Origin of the sequence: Saccharospirillum impatiens DSM 12546, assembly GCF_000423605.1 — a bacterium.
Lineage (GTDB): Bacteria > Pseudomonadota > Gammaproteobacteria > Pseudomonadales > Natronospirillaceae > Saccharospirillum > Saccharospirillum impatiens.
Genome location: NZ_AUIH01000002.1, coordinates 1 through 19,040, shown reverse-complemented (window position 1 = coordinate 19,040; position 19,040 = coordinate 1). Strand labels below are relative to the sequence as shown.

The window sequence follows — 19,040 nt, the reverse complement described above, 5'->3', positions numbered from 1 at the left end:
GGCCACTTTCAACCATCGGTCAGACCGTTCTTTTGATTTAAATCAGCCGTTTACGTTCATTTGAAGGAGGAATCATCATGGCTTCACGATATTTGGCGATGGTGCGTCGGGCCACCTGAATGCCCTTGTCGCCCAGCAGCGTCGCTATTTTCGAATCACTCAGCGGCTTGCGCGGGTTTTCGGCGGCGACCAGCTTTTTGATGATGGCACGAATGGCCGTGCTGGATGCTTCACCGCCGCTGTCAGTGCTGACGTGGCTGCTGAAGAAGTACTTGAGTTCAAAGATGCCGCGGGGTGTGTGCATGTACTTTTGCGTGGTCACACGGGAAATGGTCGACTCGTGCATCTCGACCGCTTCAGCCACGTCGTGCAGCACCAGCGGTTTCATGGCTTCTTCGCCATACTCCAGAAAACCACGTTGATGTTCAACGATATTGGTTGCGACTTTGAGCAGCGTTTCATTGCGGCTCATCAGGCTTTTGATGAACCAGCGCGCTTCCTGCAGGTGGTCTTTCAGGTAGGTGTTGTCACTGCTGGAGTCGGCACGCTTAACCATGGACGCATAGGAAGCGTTGACCCGCAGCTTTGGTGCTATTTCCGGGTTCAGTTCAACCAGCCAGCGATTGTTCTTGATGTCTTTGCGAACAATGACATCGGGGACGACGTATTCGTCTTTGCCGCTTTCGATCTGGTTGCCAGGCCGGGGGTTGAGGCTTTGTATCAGTGCGATGACGTCGCGCAGTTCCGGCTCCTTGAGTTTGGATTTACGCATCAATTGGCTGTAATCGCGCGATGCAAGCAGGTCCAGATAGGTGTTGACGACGGTGAGGGCGGCGCTACGCCAGGGCGTATCCTCGCTCATTTGATTTAACTGAATGGTCAGGCAATCAGCCAGGTCACGGGCACAGACACCAGGCGGGTCAAAGTACTGGACGCGGTGCAGTACCGCTTCAACCTCGTCCATTTCCAGCGGGTCATCGTCGTTCGCCATATGTGCGGTCAGGCCTTCGAAAATGTCGTCCATACTTGAAGACAGGTAGCCCTCGGCATTGACGCTTTCGATCAGACTCTCGGCGATCTGTCGGTCCCGCTCGGTCATGGTGGTCAGGTTGAGCTGCCAGTTCAGGTGATCCCAGAGTGAATCGGTGGTGCCGTAGACGTTCTCGAAGTTAAAGTCGTCGTCACCGGAGGGTAGGCCATGGCTGGTAGGGGCATGGGTGTAAATGTCGTCCCAGGAGCTGTCGACCGCCAGATCGTCCGGTATGTGTTCGGCAATTTCCAGTTCACGATGGTCACTGTCGTTCGAATTTGCGGTGTTCTCCGCATCGCTGGTGGCTTTTTGGTCAACCGACTGGCTGTTTTTTGAGTCGGCGTTGCCTGTATCTTCCGCGTCTTCGCGGACCTCGAGCATGGGGTTGCTTTCCAGTGCCTCCTGTATCTCCTGTTGCAGATCCAGAGTCGACAGTTGCAGCAGGCGAATGGCTTGTTGCAGCTGAGGCGTCATGGTCAGCTGCTGGCTCATTTTCAGTTGTAAGGAGGTCTTCATAGAGCGTTATATGTGCCTTTGGCCATGGTTATAAGCGGAATTGGTCGCCTAAATACACTTCACGAACGGTGGCGTTGTTTAAAACGTCCTCCGCTGTCCCTTCTGCAATGATGTGGCCGTTACCCACGATGTAGGCTTTCTCGCAGATGTCGAGTGTCTCCCGGACGTTGTGATCGGTGATCAGAACGCCAATACCGCGATCTTTCAGATGATGGATTATAGCTTTTATATCGCCGACTGAAATGGGGTCGACGCCAGCAAAGGGTTCATCCAGCAGAATAACCGCTGGTTCCATCGCCAGTGCCCGGGCGATTTCTACCCGTCGCCGTTCACCGCCCGACAATGCCATACCCAGGCTGTCACGAATATGGGTAATGTTAAATTCACCCAGCAAAGACTCCAACTGTTGCTTCTGCTCGGGCCGAGACAGGTCTTTGCGGGTTTGCAGAACGCCCAGAATGTTATCCTGTACCGTTAATTTGCGAAAGATAGACGCTTCCTGTGGAAGATAGCCGATGCCATGCCGGGCCCTCGCGTGCATGGGTAGCCGGGCCACGCTTTTATCGCCAATCAGAACGTCGCCATTGTCAGCCGGCACCAGACCAACAATCATATAAAAACAGGTGGTCTTACCGGCACCATTTGGGCCGAGTAGCCCAACTATCTGTCCTTTTTCAACGCTTAAGCTGACATCGCGCACAACGGGCCGCTTTTTGTAGCTTTTTGCCAGGTTTCTCGCTTCCAGCAGGGCCATTCAGTCCATTGCTCCGGGTTGCAGGGTCCAGGTGGCCTGAGGCGCGTCCCCATTGTTATCGGCACTGCGCTGTGACCGCACCTCCAGGGATTCATCCAGCAGGTTGTAGCGAATGTATTCAGCTTCTATGTCGCTGCCTGCCTGAGTCAGGTGCCCATTCCCCTCGGTAATAATCAAGTCTTCTTCCGGCCGGTATTCGATGCGCATGCCGCGCACTTCGATCAGTCCGTCTTCTTCACTGGGCAGTTCCTGATAGCGAGCTGGCTCGCCTTTGGCTTCCAGAAAGGTAATGTCTCCGGTTTCCGGGTCACGACGCACATCGAGGGTGTCTGCCCAGACTTCCAGAGTACCTTGCTTCAGATACACATTACCGGTAAAGGTGGCTTCGCCGCGGCTGCTTTTAAAATTACCCTGGTCGGCGGTGATGGTCATGGGCTGATCACGGTCGCCTGGCAGGGCCCAGGCACCCTGAACGACCAGGCAAGTGATTAGCAGCAGCATCGTCCGGGCGATGCGGTGGTGATGTATGTTGGGTGTGTCAGTTCGCGTCATAGCGAATCGATACCTCTGATTTGAGCGTTATGTCGGAATCATCACCGGTCAGAACAGCGTCCATACCGATGCCGCGAGCCTCTTGTCCGGGTTGCAGCAGTCTAACAGGCCTGGGCGTTGTGACGAAGCGACCATTCTGCTCAACCCGCAGCCACTCGGTGTACAGCTCCATGCCGCCCTGAGTCTGCTGCTCGATCACTTCAACATTCTGTTCAAAATTAATGCTACCGTCATCGAACAGAACTGCCTGTTCGGAGGTGATTCGCCACGGCTTATCGGGGCTGGACAATACCGTCATCACTGGCAGCCTCATCAGGCTCTCACCCTTACTCTCATAATAGGCCAGCGACTCGGCCCTTGCCCGCATTTGGGGCTTGCCTTCGATGTTAAAACGGGTTTGATCAGGCTGTTCAATGTAGAGGTCAGGAGCGTTTTCAGGCAGTTCCAGGCGCGCTTGACCGGTTATTTCATCCCGGCTCGTTTGCCACCAGATTGCCAGTGCGATCAGCACCAGACTGGAGGCGATAATCAGGCTGGGACGCCGGTTTGTCATCAGGCTACCCCAGCGCGGAGGATATCGTGCAGGTGAATGACGCCGGCCGTCTCGCCGGCGTCAACGATCACCAGTGAGGTTATCTTGCGTTCTTCCATTTCATACAGGGCCTGGGCAGCCAGTTGGCCTGGGTGCATGGTGTAAGCGCCGCTGTGCATGACGGCCCTGATGGGGGTGGTCAGAATGTCGATGCCCTGATCCAGAGTTCGTCGTAAATCGCCATCGGTAAAGACACCCAGTAAATCGCCATCAGCGCTGATGATGGTGGTCATGCCCAGACCTTTGCGGGTCATTTCGAGCAAAGCGTCGCGCAGCAGGGTGTCGGGTTCGACCCTGGGGATATCCAGACCGCCGTGCATGATATCGCCGATTTTCAACAGTAGCTTGCGACCCAGGCTGCCCCCGGGGTGTGAAAACGCGAAGTCGTCAGCAGTAAAGCCCCGGGCTTCCAGCAAGGCAATGGCCAGTGCATCGCCCATCACCAGTGCCGCTGTTGTTGATGAGGTTGGAGCCAGGTTCAGCGGGCAGGCTTCCTGCTCAACACCGCAGTAAATATGGGCATCGGCAGAGCGTCCCAGGGTGCTGTCCGGGTTGCCAGTCATGGCGATCAGGCCGGCTCCGAGGCGCTTTATCAGAGGTATCAGGGTGACGACTTCGGCCACTTCTCCCGAGTTTGACAGGGCAATGACGACATCCTGCTCGGTGATCATGCCCATATCCCCATGACTGGCCTCGCCCGGATGCACGAAAAACGCCGGAGTGCCGGTACTGGCCAGGGTGGCCGCCAATTTGTTGCCAATGTGGCCGGATTTGCCCATGCCTGTAACCACCACGCGCCCCTTGCAGGCAAGTACGCGTTCACACGCTTTTTCAAAGGCACTGTCCAGGTGTTCGGTTAAGCCCTGCAGAGCCTTGATCTCAAGGTCAAGAGTACGCTGTGCTGAGGTCAGATAGTTCTGGTTTGGTTTCATCGTAATAAGGCTGCCTGGTCCGGTCGGACACTGTTAGATCTTGCTCTCAAGTTGAATAGAATACCACATTGACAGGCAGTCTGAAGGGGTCGGACGCCGGTGGTGTAACGCAGATTTTGTCTTTATTTACGCAGGGTTATGACTGATGGGGGGTCGATTCAGGCAGGATTCAGGCCTAAGCTGTAGGTTGGATAAAAAGGGACATCGGGAGCCTTGCTATGAAACAAGTTGGAATCGTGCGTGCGCTGATGCTGATCGGCGCGTTGTTGATGGCCAGTCAGTCACAGGCTTTTACACCCAGCAAGTCTGCGGGGCAGAGCGTTATGGACGGAGTTAACGCGGTGCTGGAAGTCGTGAAAAAGTACAATGGGGAAGGTGGGCAAGGCAGTCGGCAGGCCTACCTGGATGAAGTCGGGGAGGTCCTTGACCCTCTGATCGGCTATACCGTTATCGTTAGCCGGATAATGGGCAGTGAACTGCTGGAATCCTCTTCGCAAGAGCAAAAACTGCGCTTTCTTGAGGTGTTCAAGCGAAGCATGGTCAATACCTATGCAGGCGGTCTTTATAATTTTGGCTCATTTGACGTGGAGTTACTGCCCAGTGAGAACGAGAGCGAAAATTCCGTACGCAACACACGGGTTAACCTCAATGTGATCTCTCCTGATGGCCAGGAATACCCAATGATCCAGAGCGTTTACTACAGTCGTGAAGCGGATGACTGGCGAATGCAGAACGTCATTGTTAATGGGGTAAATCTGGGCGTTACGTTCAAGTCGCAGTTTGATCAAATTTACCGCGATAGTGGCGGCGACCTGGACGCAACGATCGATGAATGGGAGCGCACAACCGCTGAAAGCTTTGATGAAGATCAGTTTCAATAACGGGAGGGCCGGTCATTCTGGCCGGCCCTGGTTTTGAGGGACAAGTCATTTCGATTTGGTTGTATTTTCCGTATAATCCCCGCCCCTTTACATTTATACCCAAGCAGGAAGTACCATGTCCGCAGACGAAGTTAAGGCCATGCTCGCCGCCGCCTTTCCCGGCGCAACCGTCGAAGTCGACGGGGGCGGCGCCAAATTCACGGTCCGGGTCATTGATGCAGCGTTTACCGGCAAACGTCCGGTTCAGCGTCAGCAACAAGTCTACGGGGTGTTGAATGATAAAATCACGTCGGGCGACATTCATGCAGTGTCCATGGCGCTGTTCACTCCGGAAGAATGGTCCGGCCAGGAGCAATAAATCTTGGATAAATTGTTGATTACGGGCGGTAGTCGCCTGAATGGCGAAATACGGGTTTCCGGTGCCAAGAACGCAGCATTGCCGATTATTGCCGCCACGCTGCTGACAAAAGACCCGGTCACGGTGCGCAACTTGCCGCACCTGAACGATATTACCACCATGATCGAATTGCTCGGCTGTATGGGCGTTGATGTGACCGTAGGCGAAGACATGAGTGTCGAAGTCTGTGCCGGTAACATTAAAAACTGTACTGCGCCTTACGAACTGGTTAAGACCATGCGCGCCTCGATACTGGTGCTGGGGCCGCTGCTGGCCCACTTTGGTGAAGCCAATGTGTCACTGCCGGGTGGCTGTGCCATTGGCAGTCGGCCAGTAGACCTCCATATCCGGGGGCTCGAGGCCATGGGTGCGCACATTGATGTATCCGATGGCTACATCAAGGCTCGCTCCAATGGTCGCCTACAGGGTGCACGTATTTTCTTTGATACGGTGACCGTGACGGGTACCGAGAACATCCTCATGGCCGCGACATTGGCTGAAGGGACGTCTGTGATCGAAAATGCAGCCAAGGAGCCCGAAGTAGTGGATCTGGCCAAATGCCTGGTTGCTATGGGAGCTAACATCAGCGGAGCCGGCACCGACACCATTACGGTGGTTGGGGTCGAGCGCCTGCATGAAGCTGATTATTCCGTATTGCCTGACCGCATCGAAGCCGGTACCTATCTGGTGGCCGCTGCGATCACGGGTGGCCGCGTGAAATTGCGTGATGTTGACCCCGACACCCTCGACTCCGTACTGATCAAGTTGCGCGAAGCCGGTGCCGAGATAACCCAGGGTGATGACTGGATCGTGCTCGACATGCATGGCCAGCGGGTCAGGGCCGTCAACATTACCACAGCACCTTATCCGGCCTTCCCAACGGACATGCAGGCCCAGTTTACAGCGCTTAATGCCATAGCTGATGGGGTTGGAACGGTTGAGGAAACGGTATTTGAAAACCGCTTCATGCACATTAATGAACTGGAGCGGATGGGGGCCAATGCCCGGATAAAAGGCAATACTGTGGTCATCACCGGTTGCGAGAAGCTGACCGGGGCACCCGTTATGGCAACTGATTTGCGAGCGTCGGCCTCGCTGGTGCTGGCCGGGCTGGTCGCCGACGGCGATACCCTGGTCGACCGGATTTATCACATCGACCGCGGTTACGAGTGCATCGAAGAAAAATTGCAGCAACTGGGTGCCACTATTAAACGGGTCGCGGGTTAAGTCAGCTTAGCCCGCTGCCGGGGGTTTCGGTGGGCGGGCCATAGCGCCGATAGCCAGGATCCAATAAAGGACAATGCAGTGCAGAATCGCCAAGCTACATCATCCGAGTCGGATATCATTACCATCGCCTTGTCCAAGGGGCGTATTCTTAAAGAAACCCTACCTTTGTTTGCTGCTGCCGGTATTGAGCCGCTCGAAGACATTCATACCTCGCGCAAACTGATTTTTGAAACTACCCGGCCAGATGTTCAGTTTATCGTTATCCGCGCCACCGACGTGCCGACTTATGTCGAGTACGGCGTCGCGGACCTTGGTGTAGCAGGCAAGGACGTGTTGTTGGAGCATGGTGCAGAAGAAATGTACGAAGTCCTGGATCTGCACATAGCTCGCTGTCGGCTTATGACCGCTCGCCTTAAAGATGCCCCGGCAATGACGGGTAGAATGAAGGTGGCGACCAAATTCGTTCGGGTAGCCAAGCAGTACTTTTCTGAACAGGGCCGTCAGGTTGACCTGATCAAGCTTTATGGCGGTATGGAACTGGCTCCGATCATGAAGCTTGCCGACTGTATCGTTGATATTGTCGACACGGGCAATACGCTAAAAGCCAACGGCCTGGTCGTGGAAGAGCATATCGCTGACATCAGCAGTCGTCTGGTAGCCAGTCGCTTGGCGCTTAAATTGAAAGACGATCGCATCAACCCCATCATAGAAACACTGACAGCCGCTGTACAATCGACAGTGATCAACGCCAGATAGTCAGTAAGACTAGCTGCCGGGATCTGGCGATTGCGCTGTATCAACGTGGGTAACACTCAAGAGGTTTGAATCGAATGTCCGAGATCACGTTACGTCGCCTGGAGGCGTCGGCCGGTGACTTTAATCAGCAACTGGACGCCTTGTTGTCCTGGGAATCTGTTTCAGATGCCGACGTACAACAAACCGTAGCGACGGTGATCGAAAACATCCGACACCGGGGGGATGAGGCATTGCTTGAGTATTCCCGCCGATTCGACCGCTTTGAGGTTGCTGCAGCGAAACAACTGGTGCTCGATACCGCTGCCATTGAGGCGGGCTATAACCGTTTGCCTGCCGAACAGCAACAAGCCTTGCGTACCGCCGCTGAACGGGTTGAGTCCTATCATCAGCGGCAACTCAGTGAAAGCTGGAGTTATACCGAGGCAGACGGCACGGTGCTTGGCCAGCAAGTCACGGCGATGGATCGGGTCGGCATTTACGTGCCGGGTGGCACGGCTCCTCTCGCGTCGTCAGTGATCATGAATGCCATGCCAGCTAAAGTGGCGGGCGTTCAGGAAGTTGTGATGGCGACCCCGGCACCTGATGGCAAGGTAAATGACTTTGTATTGGGTGCTGCGCACGTTGCCCGCATCGACCGGGTATTTCTAATGGGCGGTGCCCAGGCGATTGCCGCATTGGCCTTTGGAACAGACACCGTTCCGGCAGTCGATAAAATTGTTGGTCCGGGTAATATCTTCGTCGCCACCGCCAAAAAGCAAGTGTTTGGCAAAGTCGGCATCGACATGATCGCAGGCCCCAGTGAAATACTGGTGGTCTGTGACGGCAAGACTGATCCGGAATGGATCGCTCTTGACTTGTTCTCCCAGGCTGAACACGACCCCGATGCCCAGGCGATTCTAATCAGCCATGACGCTGACTATCTCGACGCGGTAGAGGCCGCGATTGGGCGACTGCTGCCCTCACTGGAGCGCGCCGATATCATTCGCAAGTCACTGAGTGCTCGTGGCGCTTTTATAAAAGTGGATGCTCTGGATGACGCCGTAGCGTTGATTAACCGCATCGCGCCCGAGCATCTTGAGCTGTCGATTGAGGATCCGCACGCCTGGTTGCCGCGCATTCGTCATGCCGGAGCCATCTTTTTGGGGCGCCATACGCCGGAAGCATTGGGCGATTACTGTGCGGGACCCAATCATGTATTGCCGACCAGTGGCACCGCACGATTTTTTTCACCGCTGGGTGTCTACGATTTTCAGAAACGAAGCTCCATCATTGGTGTTTCAGCCGAAGGCGCAAAAACTCTGGGTGCGGTGGCCTCTGTTCTGGCGCGCGGTGAATTGCTGACAGCACACGCCCGCAGTGCGGAGATGCGCCTGAATGACTGATGTGCGTGACCAGGTCGATGCCCGGATTCATCGCTGGGTTCGGCCCGATATAGCGAGCCTGGCCGCTTATCCGGTGCCAGACGCCAAAGGTCTGTTAAAGCTGGATGCCATGGAAAACCCCTATGGTTGGCCGGACGCTCTGACGGCACAGTGGCATGAGGCTCTGGCAGATGCCCGGGTGAACCGTTACCCCCATCCGGAGGCGCCAGAGGTTAAAGTCGCGCTGCGAGCAGTCATGAAAATTGACCCGCGCTGGGATGTTCTGCTCGGCAACGGTTCAGACGAGTTGATTCAACTGATTGCCATGCTGGTCTCCGGGCCTGACCGATCCCTGCTGGCGCCGGAACCCAGTTTTGTGATGTACCGGATGATTGCCCGGTTTTTGGGTATGGACTACATCGGGGTGCCATTAACAGCAACGTTCGAGCTGGATCTTGAGTTAATGCTCAACCGAATTGAGCGTGAACAGCCGGCTGTCGTGTTTTTGGCTCAGCCCAACAACCCAACCGGAAACCTCTGGGGCGACGAAAAATTGCGCCGGATCATTGAAGCGGCGCCCGGGCTGGTGGTCATGGATGAAGCCTATACCGCCTTCACCGAAGCAGATTACCTGGAATGGCTGGAGGACTACCCCAATTTACTGATCATGCGTACCTTGTCCAAAGTTGGCCTGGCAGGCTTGCGGCTCGGCATTCTGATCGGCGATCCGGCCTGGCTTGAGCAGATCAATAAGTTGAGGTTGCCCTACAACATCAATAACCTGACCCAGCTTACTGCGCGATTTGCGTTGGAGCATTTTGAAGTTTTCGAGCAACAAACCGCTGAACTGACCCGGCAACGCAGCCTGTTGCAACAGGCACTGGCCAAATTGCCAGGCTTGACGGTCTACGACAGTCAGGCCAATTTTTTGCTGGTACGCACCGAGCCCGGTCACGCTCCCGCGCTGCACGAAGCATTAAAGGACGCCGGGATTCTGATCAAGAAACTGGATGGCAGCCACCCGCTGCTGGCCGACTGCGTGCGAATAACCGTCTCTTTTGAGGCCGAAAATCAGAGATTGCTTGAGGCGCTGCAACAGCACCTGTTAAACAGCTGACAGTGCCTGTGATGCCGGGGTTGACCCGGCGTCATATCCTCCCTGCCTGTGTTTCCCCCTGCGTTTTTCTACGTTGCTCTGTTCTAATGGCCTCAATTGATGGTTGAGGCTCCATGATGACTGTTTTTGCATTTCACCAGGCTGTTGCCGGTTATCTTGACCGAACTCACACCCACCTGATTTTGACGCTGGCTGTGGCGGGCGATCAACCCGCCGCCGTTTATCTGCGCACAGAACCGGATAATGAAGAGGTGCTCACCGACATGTGTCCGGTGCGTACTGAGGGCAACTGGACCTGGTATCAGGGGGTGGCGGCCTGGGTGGCCCATCAGGACCTTACGCTTTATGCCTTTAAACTGGTGTGGCAAGGACGCTCCAGTTGGATCAGCGCCTCCGGACTGAGTGCCGCGGTGCCTCCACTAGACAACGCTTTTCGCGTGTCACGGCATCATCGGGTTCCGGACTGGGTATCAACACAGGTGTTCTACCAGATTTTCCCGGACCGGTTTCATTCCGGTGATGACCGGCTGACGCCTGAGTCCGGTCAATATGACGGCCAGCAAGGGCAGGCAACCGTTCGGCGACGGTGGGGCGAGCTGCCAAAAGCGGAGCAAGGAGGTGTTGAGTTTTTTGGCGGCGATTTACCCGGAATCGCGCAAAAGCTGGACTATCTGCAGCAAACACTGGGCGTGACGGCGCTGTATTTGAACCCGGTGTTCCGTTCGCGCAGTAATCATAAATACGATTCTGAGGATTATCAGACCGTTGATGTGCACCTGGGGGGCGATGCTGCGCTCGCTGATTTGTCGAGCCAACTGCACCAGCGCGGCATGCGGCTGGTACTGGACGCGGTGTTCAATCACACCAGTGTTCTTCACCCCTGGTTTCAGGCTGCACAGCAAAACGACCCCCGTGCCCGGGCCCGCTATGTCTTTGACGGACAGTCACCAACGGGTTACATCGGTTGGAAAGGGCACGTCGGATTACCTGTTCTGGATATGGCCAACGCGGACAATGTGGAGGATCTGCTGACGGGGGACTCAGCCATCATCAAGCAGTGGCTGCGACCACCCTATGCTATTGATGGCTGGCGCATGGACGTGATTCATATGATGGGTCATGGCCCCGGTGCCGCGAATAACGCTGACACGGTTCGAACTATTCGCCAGGCGATCAAATCCGAAGCACCGGATGCCTACCTTCTTGGCGAACATTTTTTCGAAGCAACGCCCTGGTTGCAAGGAGACCAGGAAGACGCCGCCATGAACTACTATGGTTTTACTCACCCGGTACGCACTTTTTTGGCCGGGTACGATAATCGTTATGATCCGGTTCAATTGGATGCCCGGGAGCTGGCACAATGGCTAACCCTCGCGCGCAGCCCGATACCGTTTGCCCAGCAACTGGCGCAGTTGAATCAGCTCGACAGCCATGACACACGTCGGTTTATTACGCTATTGAACGGTCACCAGCGCAAGTACCGAATAGCGCTTGGCCTGCTGCTTACTTACATCGGAACCCCGTGCCTGTATTACGGTGATGAGATTGCCCTGGCCGGAGGTGATGATCCGGATTGCCGTCGTTGCTTTCCCTGGAATGAAGCGGATTGGCAGCCTGATACCCTGGCTTTCACTCAAACCTGGATTCAGTTGCGTAAACAGCTGCCTGCTCTTCAGGCCGGTGCTTTGGTGCCACTCTATGCCAAAGGTGATGTCATGGTGTTTGCCCGGGTGCTGGCTGACAGCCAGTGCCTGGTGGCGATTAACCGGGGGGCAAGCTGTGGCGTTGATGTTGCAGATGCCCTGGTACCCGGCGGATCGGATTGGCAGCTCCAGGCTGGAGAGGGCGCGATGAGCCGCCTGGGTTCAAGCTGGATACTGTCTCTGGCTGCTGAGTCGATTGTGCTCTGGGCACGGTCAGCGACGTGATTGAATTGGTGTACACTGGGTGTCCGTTTTCTATCTAGCAGAGTTGAGCCTTATGGCCTTGCACCGTGACGAGCTGTCTGAGTACCTGAATGATTATCTGGCTGTCTCCCAGTTCAGTGACTATTGCCCCAATGGCTTGCAAGTTGAGGGTAAGACTGACATCCGGCGATTGGTGACGGGCGTCACGGCCAGTCAGCGTTTGATCGACGAAGCCATCGACAGTCAGGCCGACGCCATACTGGTGCACCATGGCTATTTCTGGAAGGGAGAGGCTGCAGCGCTGACCGGCATAAAACGCAATCGACTGGCTGCGTTGCTGGCACACAATATCAATCTCTATGCCTATCATTTGCCGCTTGATGCTCACCCCGAGGTTGGCAATAACGCCCAGTTGGCACGCTTGATGGGGTGGAATGTAACCGGTCAGATCGAGAACAGCCTGGTGATGTTGGGTGATGTAGATGGTGAGCACACCGGGGCCAGCCTGCGTCAGCAACTGGCGGAGGCATTGGAGTTTGATGTCTTGCACATTGGCGAGTCAGAGGACCCGATTGAGACCATAGCCTGGTGTACGGGCGCCGCTCAGGGCTTCCTGCAGCAGGCCATTGATGCCGGGGTCGATGCCTTTGTGTCCGGGGAGATCAGCGAGCCAACGGTGCATCTGGCTCGTGAAAGCGGTGTTCATTATTTTGCCGCAGGCCACCATGCCACGGAACGGGGAGGTCCCGCTGCGCTTGGCTTGCACCTGGCACAACGGTTTGGGCTTTCCGTGGAATTTATCGACCTGCCCATTCCCGTCTAGCCAGTGGTCTTAAGGCAGGGGGCGGTATGCCACCGCCGTCCTGCTGCACAGCTTCAGCCTTCGATAACGCCTTCATCACGCAACAGCGCTATTACGGCCCTGGGGTTGGCCTCTTTGATCTTGATGCCAAATGGTGCCTCAGATTCACCCGCGATAATGGCAATCAACCCGGCCGCTTCAAGATAAGGTGCCACAGCAAGCGCGTCCTCTGGTCTGATAATCACACTGACATGGCCGAGATCGAATAAAGCCCGCTCGATCTTCACGGCTTGTTCGGCTGCATTCTCGACCGCCAAAACCAGTGAAACCGGCTGCTGACGATAGCGTGCCTGGCGCTCGGTTTCGCTGACCGGGTGGCTGTCGGAAACTTCAGCCGCGCTTTCGATCATGCCGGCCCCTACCGTGATGTTGCTCAGCCGATCAATCACGATAAAGGCGCCTGTCGCCCGATGGCTGCGATAGGGGTCGGCAACAATGGTTCTGTTCAATTGCAGCCTGACGTCACCTATACCGTTGAGAGGCAGAGTCTCGGTTGCCATTGTATTCAAATTGTTGACGTCAATCTGACGGTCGAGTCGGGTGAACTGACCGGTAGCGGTCTGTGTGCCTACCTTGAAGTCGTATTGGCGACCGGGGACCATTGATTCGTCGTGCATCCACACCAGCTTGGCTTGAAATGCCTGGGCGACAAGGGGAGCCTGGTTCGCCCCAACAAGCATGTCACCGCGGCTAATGTCGATCTCATCCGTCAGCGTCAGGGTGATTGCCTGGCCTGCATGAGCCCGAGGCAAGTCGCCGTCGAATGTCACGATGCGTTCAACCGTAGATGACAGGCCGCTTGGCAAGACGTTGATTCGATCACCGGGCTTGATTTCACCGGACGCCACGGTACCGGCAAAACCCCGGAAATCAAGATCGGGCCGGTTGACATACTGGACCGGCAGACGGAACTGGCTCTGATCGCTGTCACGATTGATCTCAAGCGTTTCAAGCAATTCGATCAGTGTCGGCCCCGGGTACCAGGGTGAGCGTTCGCTGAGGGTGACCACATTGTCACCGTCGAGCGCCGAGATAGGTACGAAGCGGATATCGGGCAGGTTCAATTGTTCGGTAAACGCCAGGTAGTCAGCCTGAATCTCTTCAAAGCGTGCCTGGCTGAAGTCAACCAGATCCATCTTATTGACCGCCACGATAACGTGTTTCAGACCCAGCAAGCTGGCAATATAACTGTGCCGGCGTGTCTGTGTTTGCACACCATAACGGGCATCGATCAGGATAATGGCCAGGTCACTGGTGGACGCGCCCGTTGCCATGTTCCGGGTGTACTGTTCATGGCCCGGCGTGTCGGCAATGATGAATTTACGTTTGTTCGTTGAGAAGTAACGGTAGGCTACATCGATGGTGATGCCTTGCTCGCGCTCTGCCTGAAGGCCGTCTACCAACAGAGCCAAATCTATTTTTTCACCGGTTGTGCCTGATTTACGGCTGTCTTTCTCGATCGCCGCCAACTGGTCTTCATAGATCATTTTTGAGTCGTGTAACAGTCGCCCGATCAGGGTGGACTTGCCGTCGTCGACACTGCCGCAGGTCAGAAAACGCAGCAGTTCTTTCTGTTCGTGTTGCTTCAGATACTCATCAATGTCTTGTGCAATTAAATCGGACTGGTGTGCCATGGGTCTTGGTTCCTCAAGCAGTGCGCCGGCTATGCGGATTGGCGCTCAACGGACATCTGTCGGGGTGAGTCGGTCTTGAATCAGAAATAGCCTTCCTGCTTTTTCTTCTCCATCGAACCCGACGAATCGTGGTCGATTGCACGACCCTGGCGTTCGCTGGTTGTGGTCAGCAGCATTTCCTGAATGATCTCCGGCAGTGTGGTTGCCGTCGATTCCACCGCTCCGGTCAGTGGGTAGCAGCCCAGTGTTCTGAATCGGACTTGTTTGTGCTGCACCGCCTCGCCCGGGCGCAGCTTCATGCGGTCATCGTTGACGTTCAGCAACATGCCATCTCGCTCAACAACCGGACGTTCGGCTGAGTAGTACAGCGGCACGATCGGGATAGACTCCAGATGGATGTACTGCCAGATATCCAACTCGGTCCAGTTGGAAAGGGGGAATACCCGAATGCTCTCGCCCCGGTTAATCTTGCCGTTGTAGATGTTCCACAGCTCCGGGCGCTGGTTCTTGGGGTCCCAGCGGTGGTTTCTGTCACGGAACGAATACACCCGTTCCTTGGCCCGCGACTTTTCCTCGTCGCGCCGGGCGCCACCAAAGGCCGCATCAAAGCGGTGCAGATCCAGAGCCTGCTTGAGCGCCTGAGTCTTCATGATGTCGGTATGCTTGGCACTGCCATGGTCGAACGGGTTGATGCCCTGGCGGACGCCGTCTTCGTTGCGGTGGACGATCAGGTCAAGTTCATACTCCTCAACCAGCCGGTCGCGGAATTCATACATTTCCTTGAACTTCCAGCCGGTATCGACGTGCATCAGTTTGAAAGGCAAGCGCCCCGGGAAGAATGCTTTGCGGGCAAGATGCAGCATGACAGCCGAGTCTTTGCCGATGGAGTAGAGCATGACGGGGTTGTCGAACTCCGCGGCTACTTCACGAATGATATGAATGCTCTCAGCTTCAAGCTGTTTGAGATGGGTAAAGACGTCGTGTGACATAGTTCGTCCAGTGCAGATGTGATCTGGGCGAACTATATCAAAGCTTTTTGTTATTGTTGTTAGGCTTTTAAGATCGTTTGGGAATAGATCTATCGCGACTTTTTAGGATCCTGCTCTTGTTTGGCATTGGCGTCGCCAGCGTCCGCTGCTTCTTCCACCCGGGTAAATCCGAAAGATTCCGACAACATGCCGATGTCTTTGGGGGTTTTCGTGGCGTAGTCACGTGGCATGTCGAACTCATTGGTGGTTTTTGAAGGCTGAGGAGCCAGATCCTGCAAGTCTTCACCGCCGGCTCTGGCCGATTCCAGACGATATTCCGGTGCAACCAACTGATCGGCACCCTGATTCAGGTGATCGCGAATGCTGGCGTAACTCTGGTTCAGGTTGTCGATCAGTTCAGTGGTGCGGCTAAAATGCTCGGTTACATTGATCTGATAGTTCTGATGTTGACGCTTCAGGTCCTCCAGTTGACGCTTCAGACCAGTTGGATCCTCTCCCTGCGCTTTTCCCCAAAGGCGGCTTAAGACTGCACCGGCGAGCAGCGCAATGACGATAATGACGATAAAGGTGATCCAGTCCAATTCAAGCATTGTGTTCTCCATTAAACGTTTTCTAAGACACAGTATAGATGAAGCGAAGCGCCTTTCGTGCTGCCCCGGAGGGCAGGTATGTCAGTATAAAGCCTTTAAAAATGCGTGGTGCGAGAAACATTTGTGCCTGACAGTCATTGATTGTGCAAATGGTTCCCGTAAAATTCCGACCCTTCCACACCCTGCCCGGAGCACCGGATGAGTACACCCTGGACGCGTTATCAGGCCGATCTTAACAAAGAGGGCTTCTCCCATGATCCGGCTCAGGAAGAAGCCGTCAAGGCATTGCAGCAACTTTACGACCAATTGATAGCGCAGCGGGCTGAAGAAGCCAGTATTACAGGTCGCTTTAGCCGCCTGTTCATCAAGCAAAAAGAACCAGTCACTGGCTTGTATTTTTGGGGTGGCGTGGGTCGCGGCAAGACCTATTTAATGGATACCTTTTTCGACACCCTGCCATTTGACGATAAGCGACGCATGCATTTTCACCACTTTATGCGTCGCGTGCACCGCGGGTTGACGGATCATCGCGGGCAGGCCAACCCACTGGAAGGGGTGGCAGAAGAGATCAGTCACGAGGCGCGCGTTCTTTGTTTTGACGAGTTCTTTGTCTCCGACATTGGTGATGCCATGATTCTGGCTAATCTGCTTCGCGCATTGTTCAAACGAGGTGTCACGCTCGTGGCCACCTCCAACATTGAACCGGATGGGCTCTATAAAGATGGCCTGCAGCGCGCTTTGTTTTTGCCCGCGATTGAGCTGGTTAAGAAGTATACGCGGGTGATGAATGTCGATGGGGGGATTGATTACCGGTTGCGGACCCTGACCCAGGTGAAGATATTCCACACCCCTGCTGATGCTGATGCCGAGGCATCACTGGCCTCCAGCTTCGAAAAGCTTGCGCCGGATTTGGAAGAAGTTGAAGAACGGCAGCCGCTGGATGTCCTTGGACGGAACATCGAAACCCAGCGATTGTGCGAAGATGTTGTCTGGTTTGATTTTGATGCCCTTTGCGACGGGCCCAGAAGCCAGAACGACTATATAGAGATAGCTCAATGCTTCCATGCGGTGCTGATCAGTAATGTACCTGTGTTTCATGGCAAGAATGATGACAAGGCCCGGCGCTTTATTAATCTGGTCGATGAATTTTACGATCGCCAGGTTAAGTTGTTGATGAGTGCAGAGGCAGACATTGAGTCACTCTATCAGGACGGGCGTCTTGGGTTTGAATTCAGGCGAACCGTCAGCCGTCTACAGGAAATGCAATCGGAGGAATACCTTGCCAAAGCGCACCGGGGTTAATTTGTCTGATGGAACGCCTGAGCTGGTTCTTTCCGATTTGCACCACCGGATAACTGGAGTCAGTGCGTCTATACGCGCTGTACTGCCAAAACTGGGTGAGCATTACCCATTGATGTTTTTGGCCCGCCGCGCTGAAGGTAGTGTTACCGCGTGTTCATTGTGGAGTGGTTTTCGCGAAATGGCCCGGGCACCCGTCGGTCGGCCATTTCGTATCTGGCATGTGCGCCGGAACAATGAAATGTTCTGGGGAATCCTGGCCCGGGATGTTTGTAGGTTGCCGGTGAAATTGGTATTTACCAGTGCGGCTATCCGCAGTCACAGCTGGTATCCGAGACAATTGATTGCCCGCATGGACGCCGTTATTGCGACAAGCGATCGGGCAGCCGAATACCTGTCGGACGTGGCGGCAGTTGTGCCCCATGGTGTAGACATCGAACGGTTTGAGAAGCATGAATCGAATGGCATGGCCAGCGATATAGAAGCCTGGGCCCGGTACCCAGTGAGGCTGGGTATGATTGGTCGGGTACGGCCTGAAAAAGGTACTGACCTCTTTGTTGACGCCCTCTGTAGCACATTACCAAATCATCCGCTGGCCTGCGCTGTTGTGGCCGGCAAGGTGACATCCAAATATAAGGGGTTTGCTGACCAACTTAGGCGTAGGCTGGCTGCTGCCGGAATCCTGGATCGTGTGTTTTTTCTGGATGAGGTTGGCTCAGAACAGATGCCGGAACTATACGGGCAGCTTGATATCGTCTGTGCGCCAGCGCGTTATGAAGGGTTTGGTCTGGTGCCGATAGAAGCCATGGTGTCTGGGACGGCAATTATCGCCAGTCGCACTGGTGCCTACGAGGCTATGGTGGATGAAGGTGGTACGGGTTTTCTGGTTGATCTTGATTCCTCTAGCCAGGTAGCTGATGCGATCGAACGCTTGTTGTCTGATCCTGACTTACTGGATCGATTGAAGCAGGCAGGTCGCGCTAAGGTGCGTCACCAGTTTAGTCTGGATATCGAAGTAGCGGGTATTTCCCGGGTCTATGAAAGTTTATGGCATAAGGCTTCACACAAAGCTTGACTGGCTAGGCTGCATCTTTATAATGCGCCTCCGCTGTCACCGAACAGCGGCTCCAACCGGCTCGGATGCCAGATGAAGTGAAGACTCTAAAGAACTGATTCTAAAGAACATTTCTTAAAAAAAGAGTTGACACATTGGAGCGGAGGCGTAGAATACGCGCCTCTTCAAACGGCAAGCCAAACGCGCTGTCGTCGATCTTTAACATTGGGAATCAAGTAATTCGTGTGGGCGCTTGTAGGTCGACGCTGAATCGGACGCTTTAGTACGGATCACTCCGGTGAGAAGTCTTAAGTGAAAGAGGAAGCATAAAGAATTGTCTTTCCTAGAAAGACACTCGATCTGTAAGCGACCTGTCAATGAATTCATTTGTTGAAAGGCGCCTTTTGGTTTCGGCCAGAGGGTAGCTTGCGTCGAGCAAGATTGGGCGGATGCCTTCGGGTATCTGCCGAACGATTTAAACTGAAGAGTTTGATCATGGCTCAGATTGAACGCTGGCGGCAGGCCTAACACATGCAAGTCGAGCGGTAACAGGGGTAGCTTGCTACCCGCTGACGAGCGGCGGACGGGTG

Annotated in this window: 18 protein-coding genes and 1 rRNA gene; 11 read left to right on the top strand and 8 right to left on the bottom strand. The window is 54.9% G+C overall.

What is annotated here, in order from left to right; translation table 11 throughout:
• Positions 1-37 precede the first annotated feature (37 nt).
• From G565_RS0101375 to G565_RS0101355, 5 genes are read right to left on the bottom strand one after another with little or no spacing between them, the layout of a single operon-like run.
• Positions 38-1,546, bottom strand: a complete 1,509-nt coding sequence (locus G565_RS0101375) for an RNA polymerase factor sigma-54 (protein WP_028669369.1) — start codon at positions 1,544-1,546, stop codon at positions 38-40.
• Between the two features lie 28 nt (positions 1,547-1,574).
• Entirely contained in the window at positions 1,575-2,300 is a 726-nt protein-coding gene (gene lptB / locus G565_RS0101370) for an LPS export ABC transporter ATP-binding protein (protein ID WP_028669368.1), read from the bottom strand.
• Positions 2,301-2,852: a lipopolysaccharide transport periplasmic protein LptA gene (gene lptA, locus G565_RS0101365; protein ID WP_028669367.1), complete on the bottom strand. Its 552-nt coding sequence runs from the start codon at positions 2,850-2,852 to the stop codon at positions 2,301-2,303.
• A complete protein-coding gene (gene lptC, locus G565_RS0101360; RefSeq protein WP_028669366.1) occupies positions 2,839-3,405 on the bottom strand; it encodes an LPS export ABC transporter periplasmic protein LptC in 567 nt (188 codons plus the stop codon). Before lptC ends, lptA begins: the two co-directional genes overlap by 14 nt.
• On the bottom strand, positions 3,405-4,376 hold the full coding sequence (locus G565_RS0101355; RefSeq protein WP_028669365.1) for a KpsF/GutQ family sugar-phosphate isomerase: 972 nt from the start codon (positions 4,374-4,376) through the stop codon (positions 3,405-3,407). The genes lptC and G565_RS0101355 overlap by 1 nt, the downstream gene beginning before the upstream one ends.
• 218 nt (positions 4,377-4,594) lie before the next feature.
• On the opposite strand from G565_RS0101355, the gene G565_RS0101350 reads away from it, so the two are divergent.
• From G565_RS0101350 to G565_RS0101315, 8 genes are all read left to right on the top strand, one after another.
• Entirely contained in the window at positions 4,595-5,257 is a 663-nt protein-coding gene (locus tag G565_RS0101350; RefSeq protein ID WP_028669364.1) for an MlaC/ttg2D family ABC transporter substrate-binding protein, read from the top strand.
• Between the two features lie 115 nt (positions 5,258-5,372).
• Positions 5,373-5,615 carry a BolA family protein gene (locus G565_RS0101345; protein ID WP_028669363.1) on the top strand — a complete coding sequence of 81 codons (243 nt, stop codon included), beginning with the start codon at positions 5,373-5,375 and terminating at the stop codon, positions 5,613-5,615.
• Positions 5,616-5,618: 3 nt separating this feature from the next.
• The gene (gene murA / locus G565_RS0101340) at positions 5,619-6,881 is read left to right on the top strand and encodes a UDP-N-acetylglucosamine 1-carboxyvinyltransferase (RefSeq protein WP_028669362.1); all 1,263 of its coding nucleotides are present in this window, start codon (positions 5,619-5,621) and stop codon (positions 6,879-6,881) included.
• 78 nt (positions 6,882-6,959) lie between these two features.
• Positions 6,960-7,637, top strand: coding sequence for an ATP phosphoribosyltransferase (hisG, locus tag G565_RS0101335; protein WP_037337154.1), 678 nt, complete (start codon positions 6,960-6,962; stop codon positions 7,635-7,637).
• Positions 7,638-7,711: 74 nt separating this feature from the next.
• A complete protein-coding gene (gene hisD, locus G565_RS0101330) occupies positions 7,712-9,019 on the top strand; it encodes a histidinol dehydrogenase (protein WP_028669360.1) in 1,308 nt (435 codons plus the stop codon).
• On the top strand, positions 9,012-10,115 hold the full coding sequence (hisC, locus tag G565_RS0101325; RefSeq protein ID WP_028669359.1) for a histidinol-phosphate transaminase: 1,104 nt from the start codon (positions 9,012-9,014) through the stop codon (positions 10,113-10,115). The genes hisD and hisC overlap by 8 nt, the downstream gene beginning before the upstream one ends.
• A gap of 113 nt (positions 10,116-10,228) precedes the next feature.
• Positions 10,229-12,043, top strand: coding sequence for a maltodextrin glucosidase (malZ, locus tag G565_RS22475; protein ID WP_157599973.1), 1,815 nt, complete (start codon positions 10,229-10,231; stop codon positions 12,041-12,043).
• Between the two features lie 52 nt (positions 12,044-12,095).
• Complete coding sequence (locus G565_RS0101315) at positions 12,096-12,845, top strand: Nif3-like dinuclear metal center hexameric protein (protein ID WP_028669358.1); 750 nt, start codon at positions 12,096-12,098, stop codon at positions 12,843-12,845.
• Between the two features lie 53 nt (positions 12,846-12,898).
• Here G565_RS0101315 and cysN read toward each other — a convergent pair whose 3' ends face one another.
• From cysN to G565_RS0101300, 3 genes are all read right to left on the bottom strand, one after another.
• Positions 12,899-14,518, bottom strand: coding sequence for a sulfate adenylyltransferase subunit CysN (cysN, locus tag G565_RS0101310; RefSeq protein ID WP_028669357.1), 1,620 nt, complete (start codon positions 14,516-14,518; stop codon positions 12,899-12,901).
• Positions 14,519-14,598: 80 nt separating this feature from the next.
• Positions 14,599-15,507, bottom strand: coding sequence for a sulfate adenylyltransferase subunit CysD (gene cysD, locus G565_RS0101305; RefSeq protein ID WP_028669356.1), 909 nt, complete (start codon positions 15,505-15,507; stop codon positions 14,599-14,601).
• Between the two features lie 89 nt (positions 15,508-15,596).
• On the bottom strand, positions 15,597-16,097 hold the full coding sequence (locus G565_RS0101300; protein WP_028669355.1) for a Z-ring associated ZapG family protein: 501 nt from the start codon (positions 16,095-16,097) through the stop codon (positions 15,597-15,599).
• Positions 16,098-16,295: 198 nt separating this feature from the next.
• On the opposite strand from G565_RS0101300, the gene zapE reads away from it, so the two are divergent.
• The 3 genes from zapE to G565_RS0101285 all read left to right on the top strand — a co-directional run.
• Positions 16,296-17,399, top strand: coding sequence for a cell division protein ZapE (gene zapE, locus G565_RS0101295; RefSeq protein ID WP_028669354.1), 1,104 nt, complete (start codon positions 16,296-16,298; stop codon positions 17,397-17,399).
• Positions 17,377-18,471, top strand: a complete 1,095-nt coding sequence (locus G565_RS0101290) for a glycosyltransferase family 4 protein (protein WP_157599972.1) — start codon at positions 17,377-17,379, stop codon at positions 18,469-18,471. The genes zapE and G565_RS0101290 overlap by 23 nt, the downstream gene beginning before the upstream one ends.
• Positions 18,472-18,927: 456 nt before the next feature.
• Positions 18,928-19,040, top strand: a 16S ribosomal RNA gene (locus G565_RS0101285); the annotation flags it as partial.

Bases quoted from the DNA above. Each gene is read 5' to 3' on its own strand.
- G565_RS0101300 (WP_028669355.1), bottom strand. From the start codon at position 16,097: ATGCTTGAATTGGACTGGATCACCTTTATCGTCATTATCGTCATTGCG.
- zapE (WP_028669354.1), top strand. From the start codon at position 16,296: ATGAGTACACCCTGGACGCGTTATCAGGCCGATCTTAACAAAGAGGGC.
- lptA (WP_028669367.1), bottom strand. From the start codon at position 2,852: ATGACGCGAACTGACACACCCAACATACATCACCACCGCATCGCCCGG.
- G565_RS0101350 (WP_028669364.1), top strand. From the start codon at position 4,595: ATGAAACAAGTTGGAATCGTGCGTGCGCTGATGCTGATCGGCGCGTTG.
- cysN (WP_028669357.1), bottom strand. From the start codon at position 14,518: ATGGCACACCAGTCCGATTTAATTGCACAAGACATTGATGAGTATCTG.
- G565_RS0101375 (WP_028669369.1), bottom strand. From the start codon at position 1,546: ATGAAGACCTCCTTACAACTGAAAATGAGCCAGCAGCTGACCATGACG.
- lptB (WP_028669368.1), bottom strand. From the start codon at position 2,300: ATGGCCCTGCTGGAAGCGAGAAACCTGGCAAAAAGCTACAAAAAGCGG.
- cysD (WP_028669356.1), bottom strand. From the start codon at position 15,507: ATGTCACACGACGTCTTTACCCATCTCAAACAGCTTGAAGCTGAGAGC.
- hisC (WP_028669359.1), top strand. From the start codon at position 9,012: ATGACTGATGTGCGTGACCAGGTCGATGCCCGGATTCATCGCTGGGTT.
- lptC (WP_028669366.1), bottom strand. From the start codon at position 3,405: ATGACAAACCGGCGTCCCAGCCTGATTATCGCCTCCAGTCTGGTGCTG.
- G565_RS0101355 (WP_028669365.1), bottom strand. From the start codon at position 4,376: ATGAAACCAAACCAGAACTATCTGACCTCAGCACAGCGTACTCTTGAC.
- G565_RS0101345 (WP_028669363.1), top strand. From the start codon at position 5,373: ATGTCCGCAGACGAAGTTAAGGCCATGCTCGCCGCCGCCTTTCCCGGC.
- malZ (WP_157599973.1), top strand. From the start codon at position 10,229: ATGATGACTGTTTTTGCATTTCACCAGGCTGTTGCCGGTTATCTTGAC.
- G565_RS0101315 (WP_028669358.1), top strand. From the start codon at position 12,096: ATGGCCTTGCACCGTGACGAGCTGTCTGAGTACCTGAATGATTATCTG.
- hisD (WP_028669360.1), top strand. From the start codon at position 7,712: ATGTCCGAGATCACGTTACGTCGCCTGGAGGCGTCGGCCGGTGACTTT.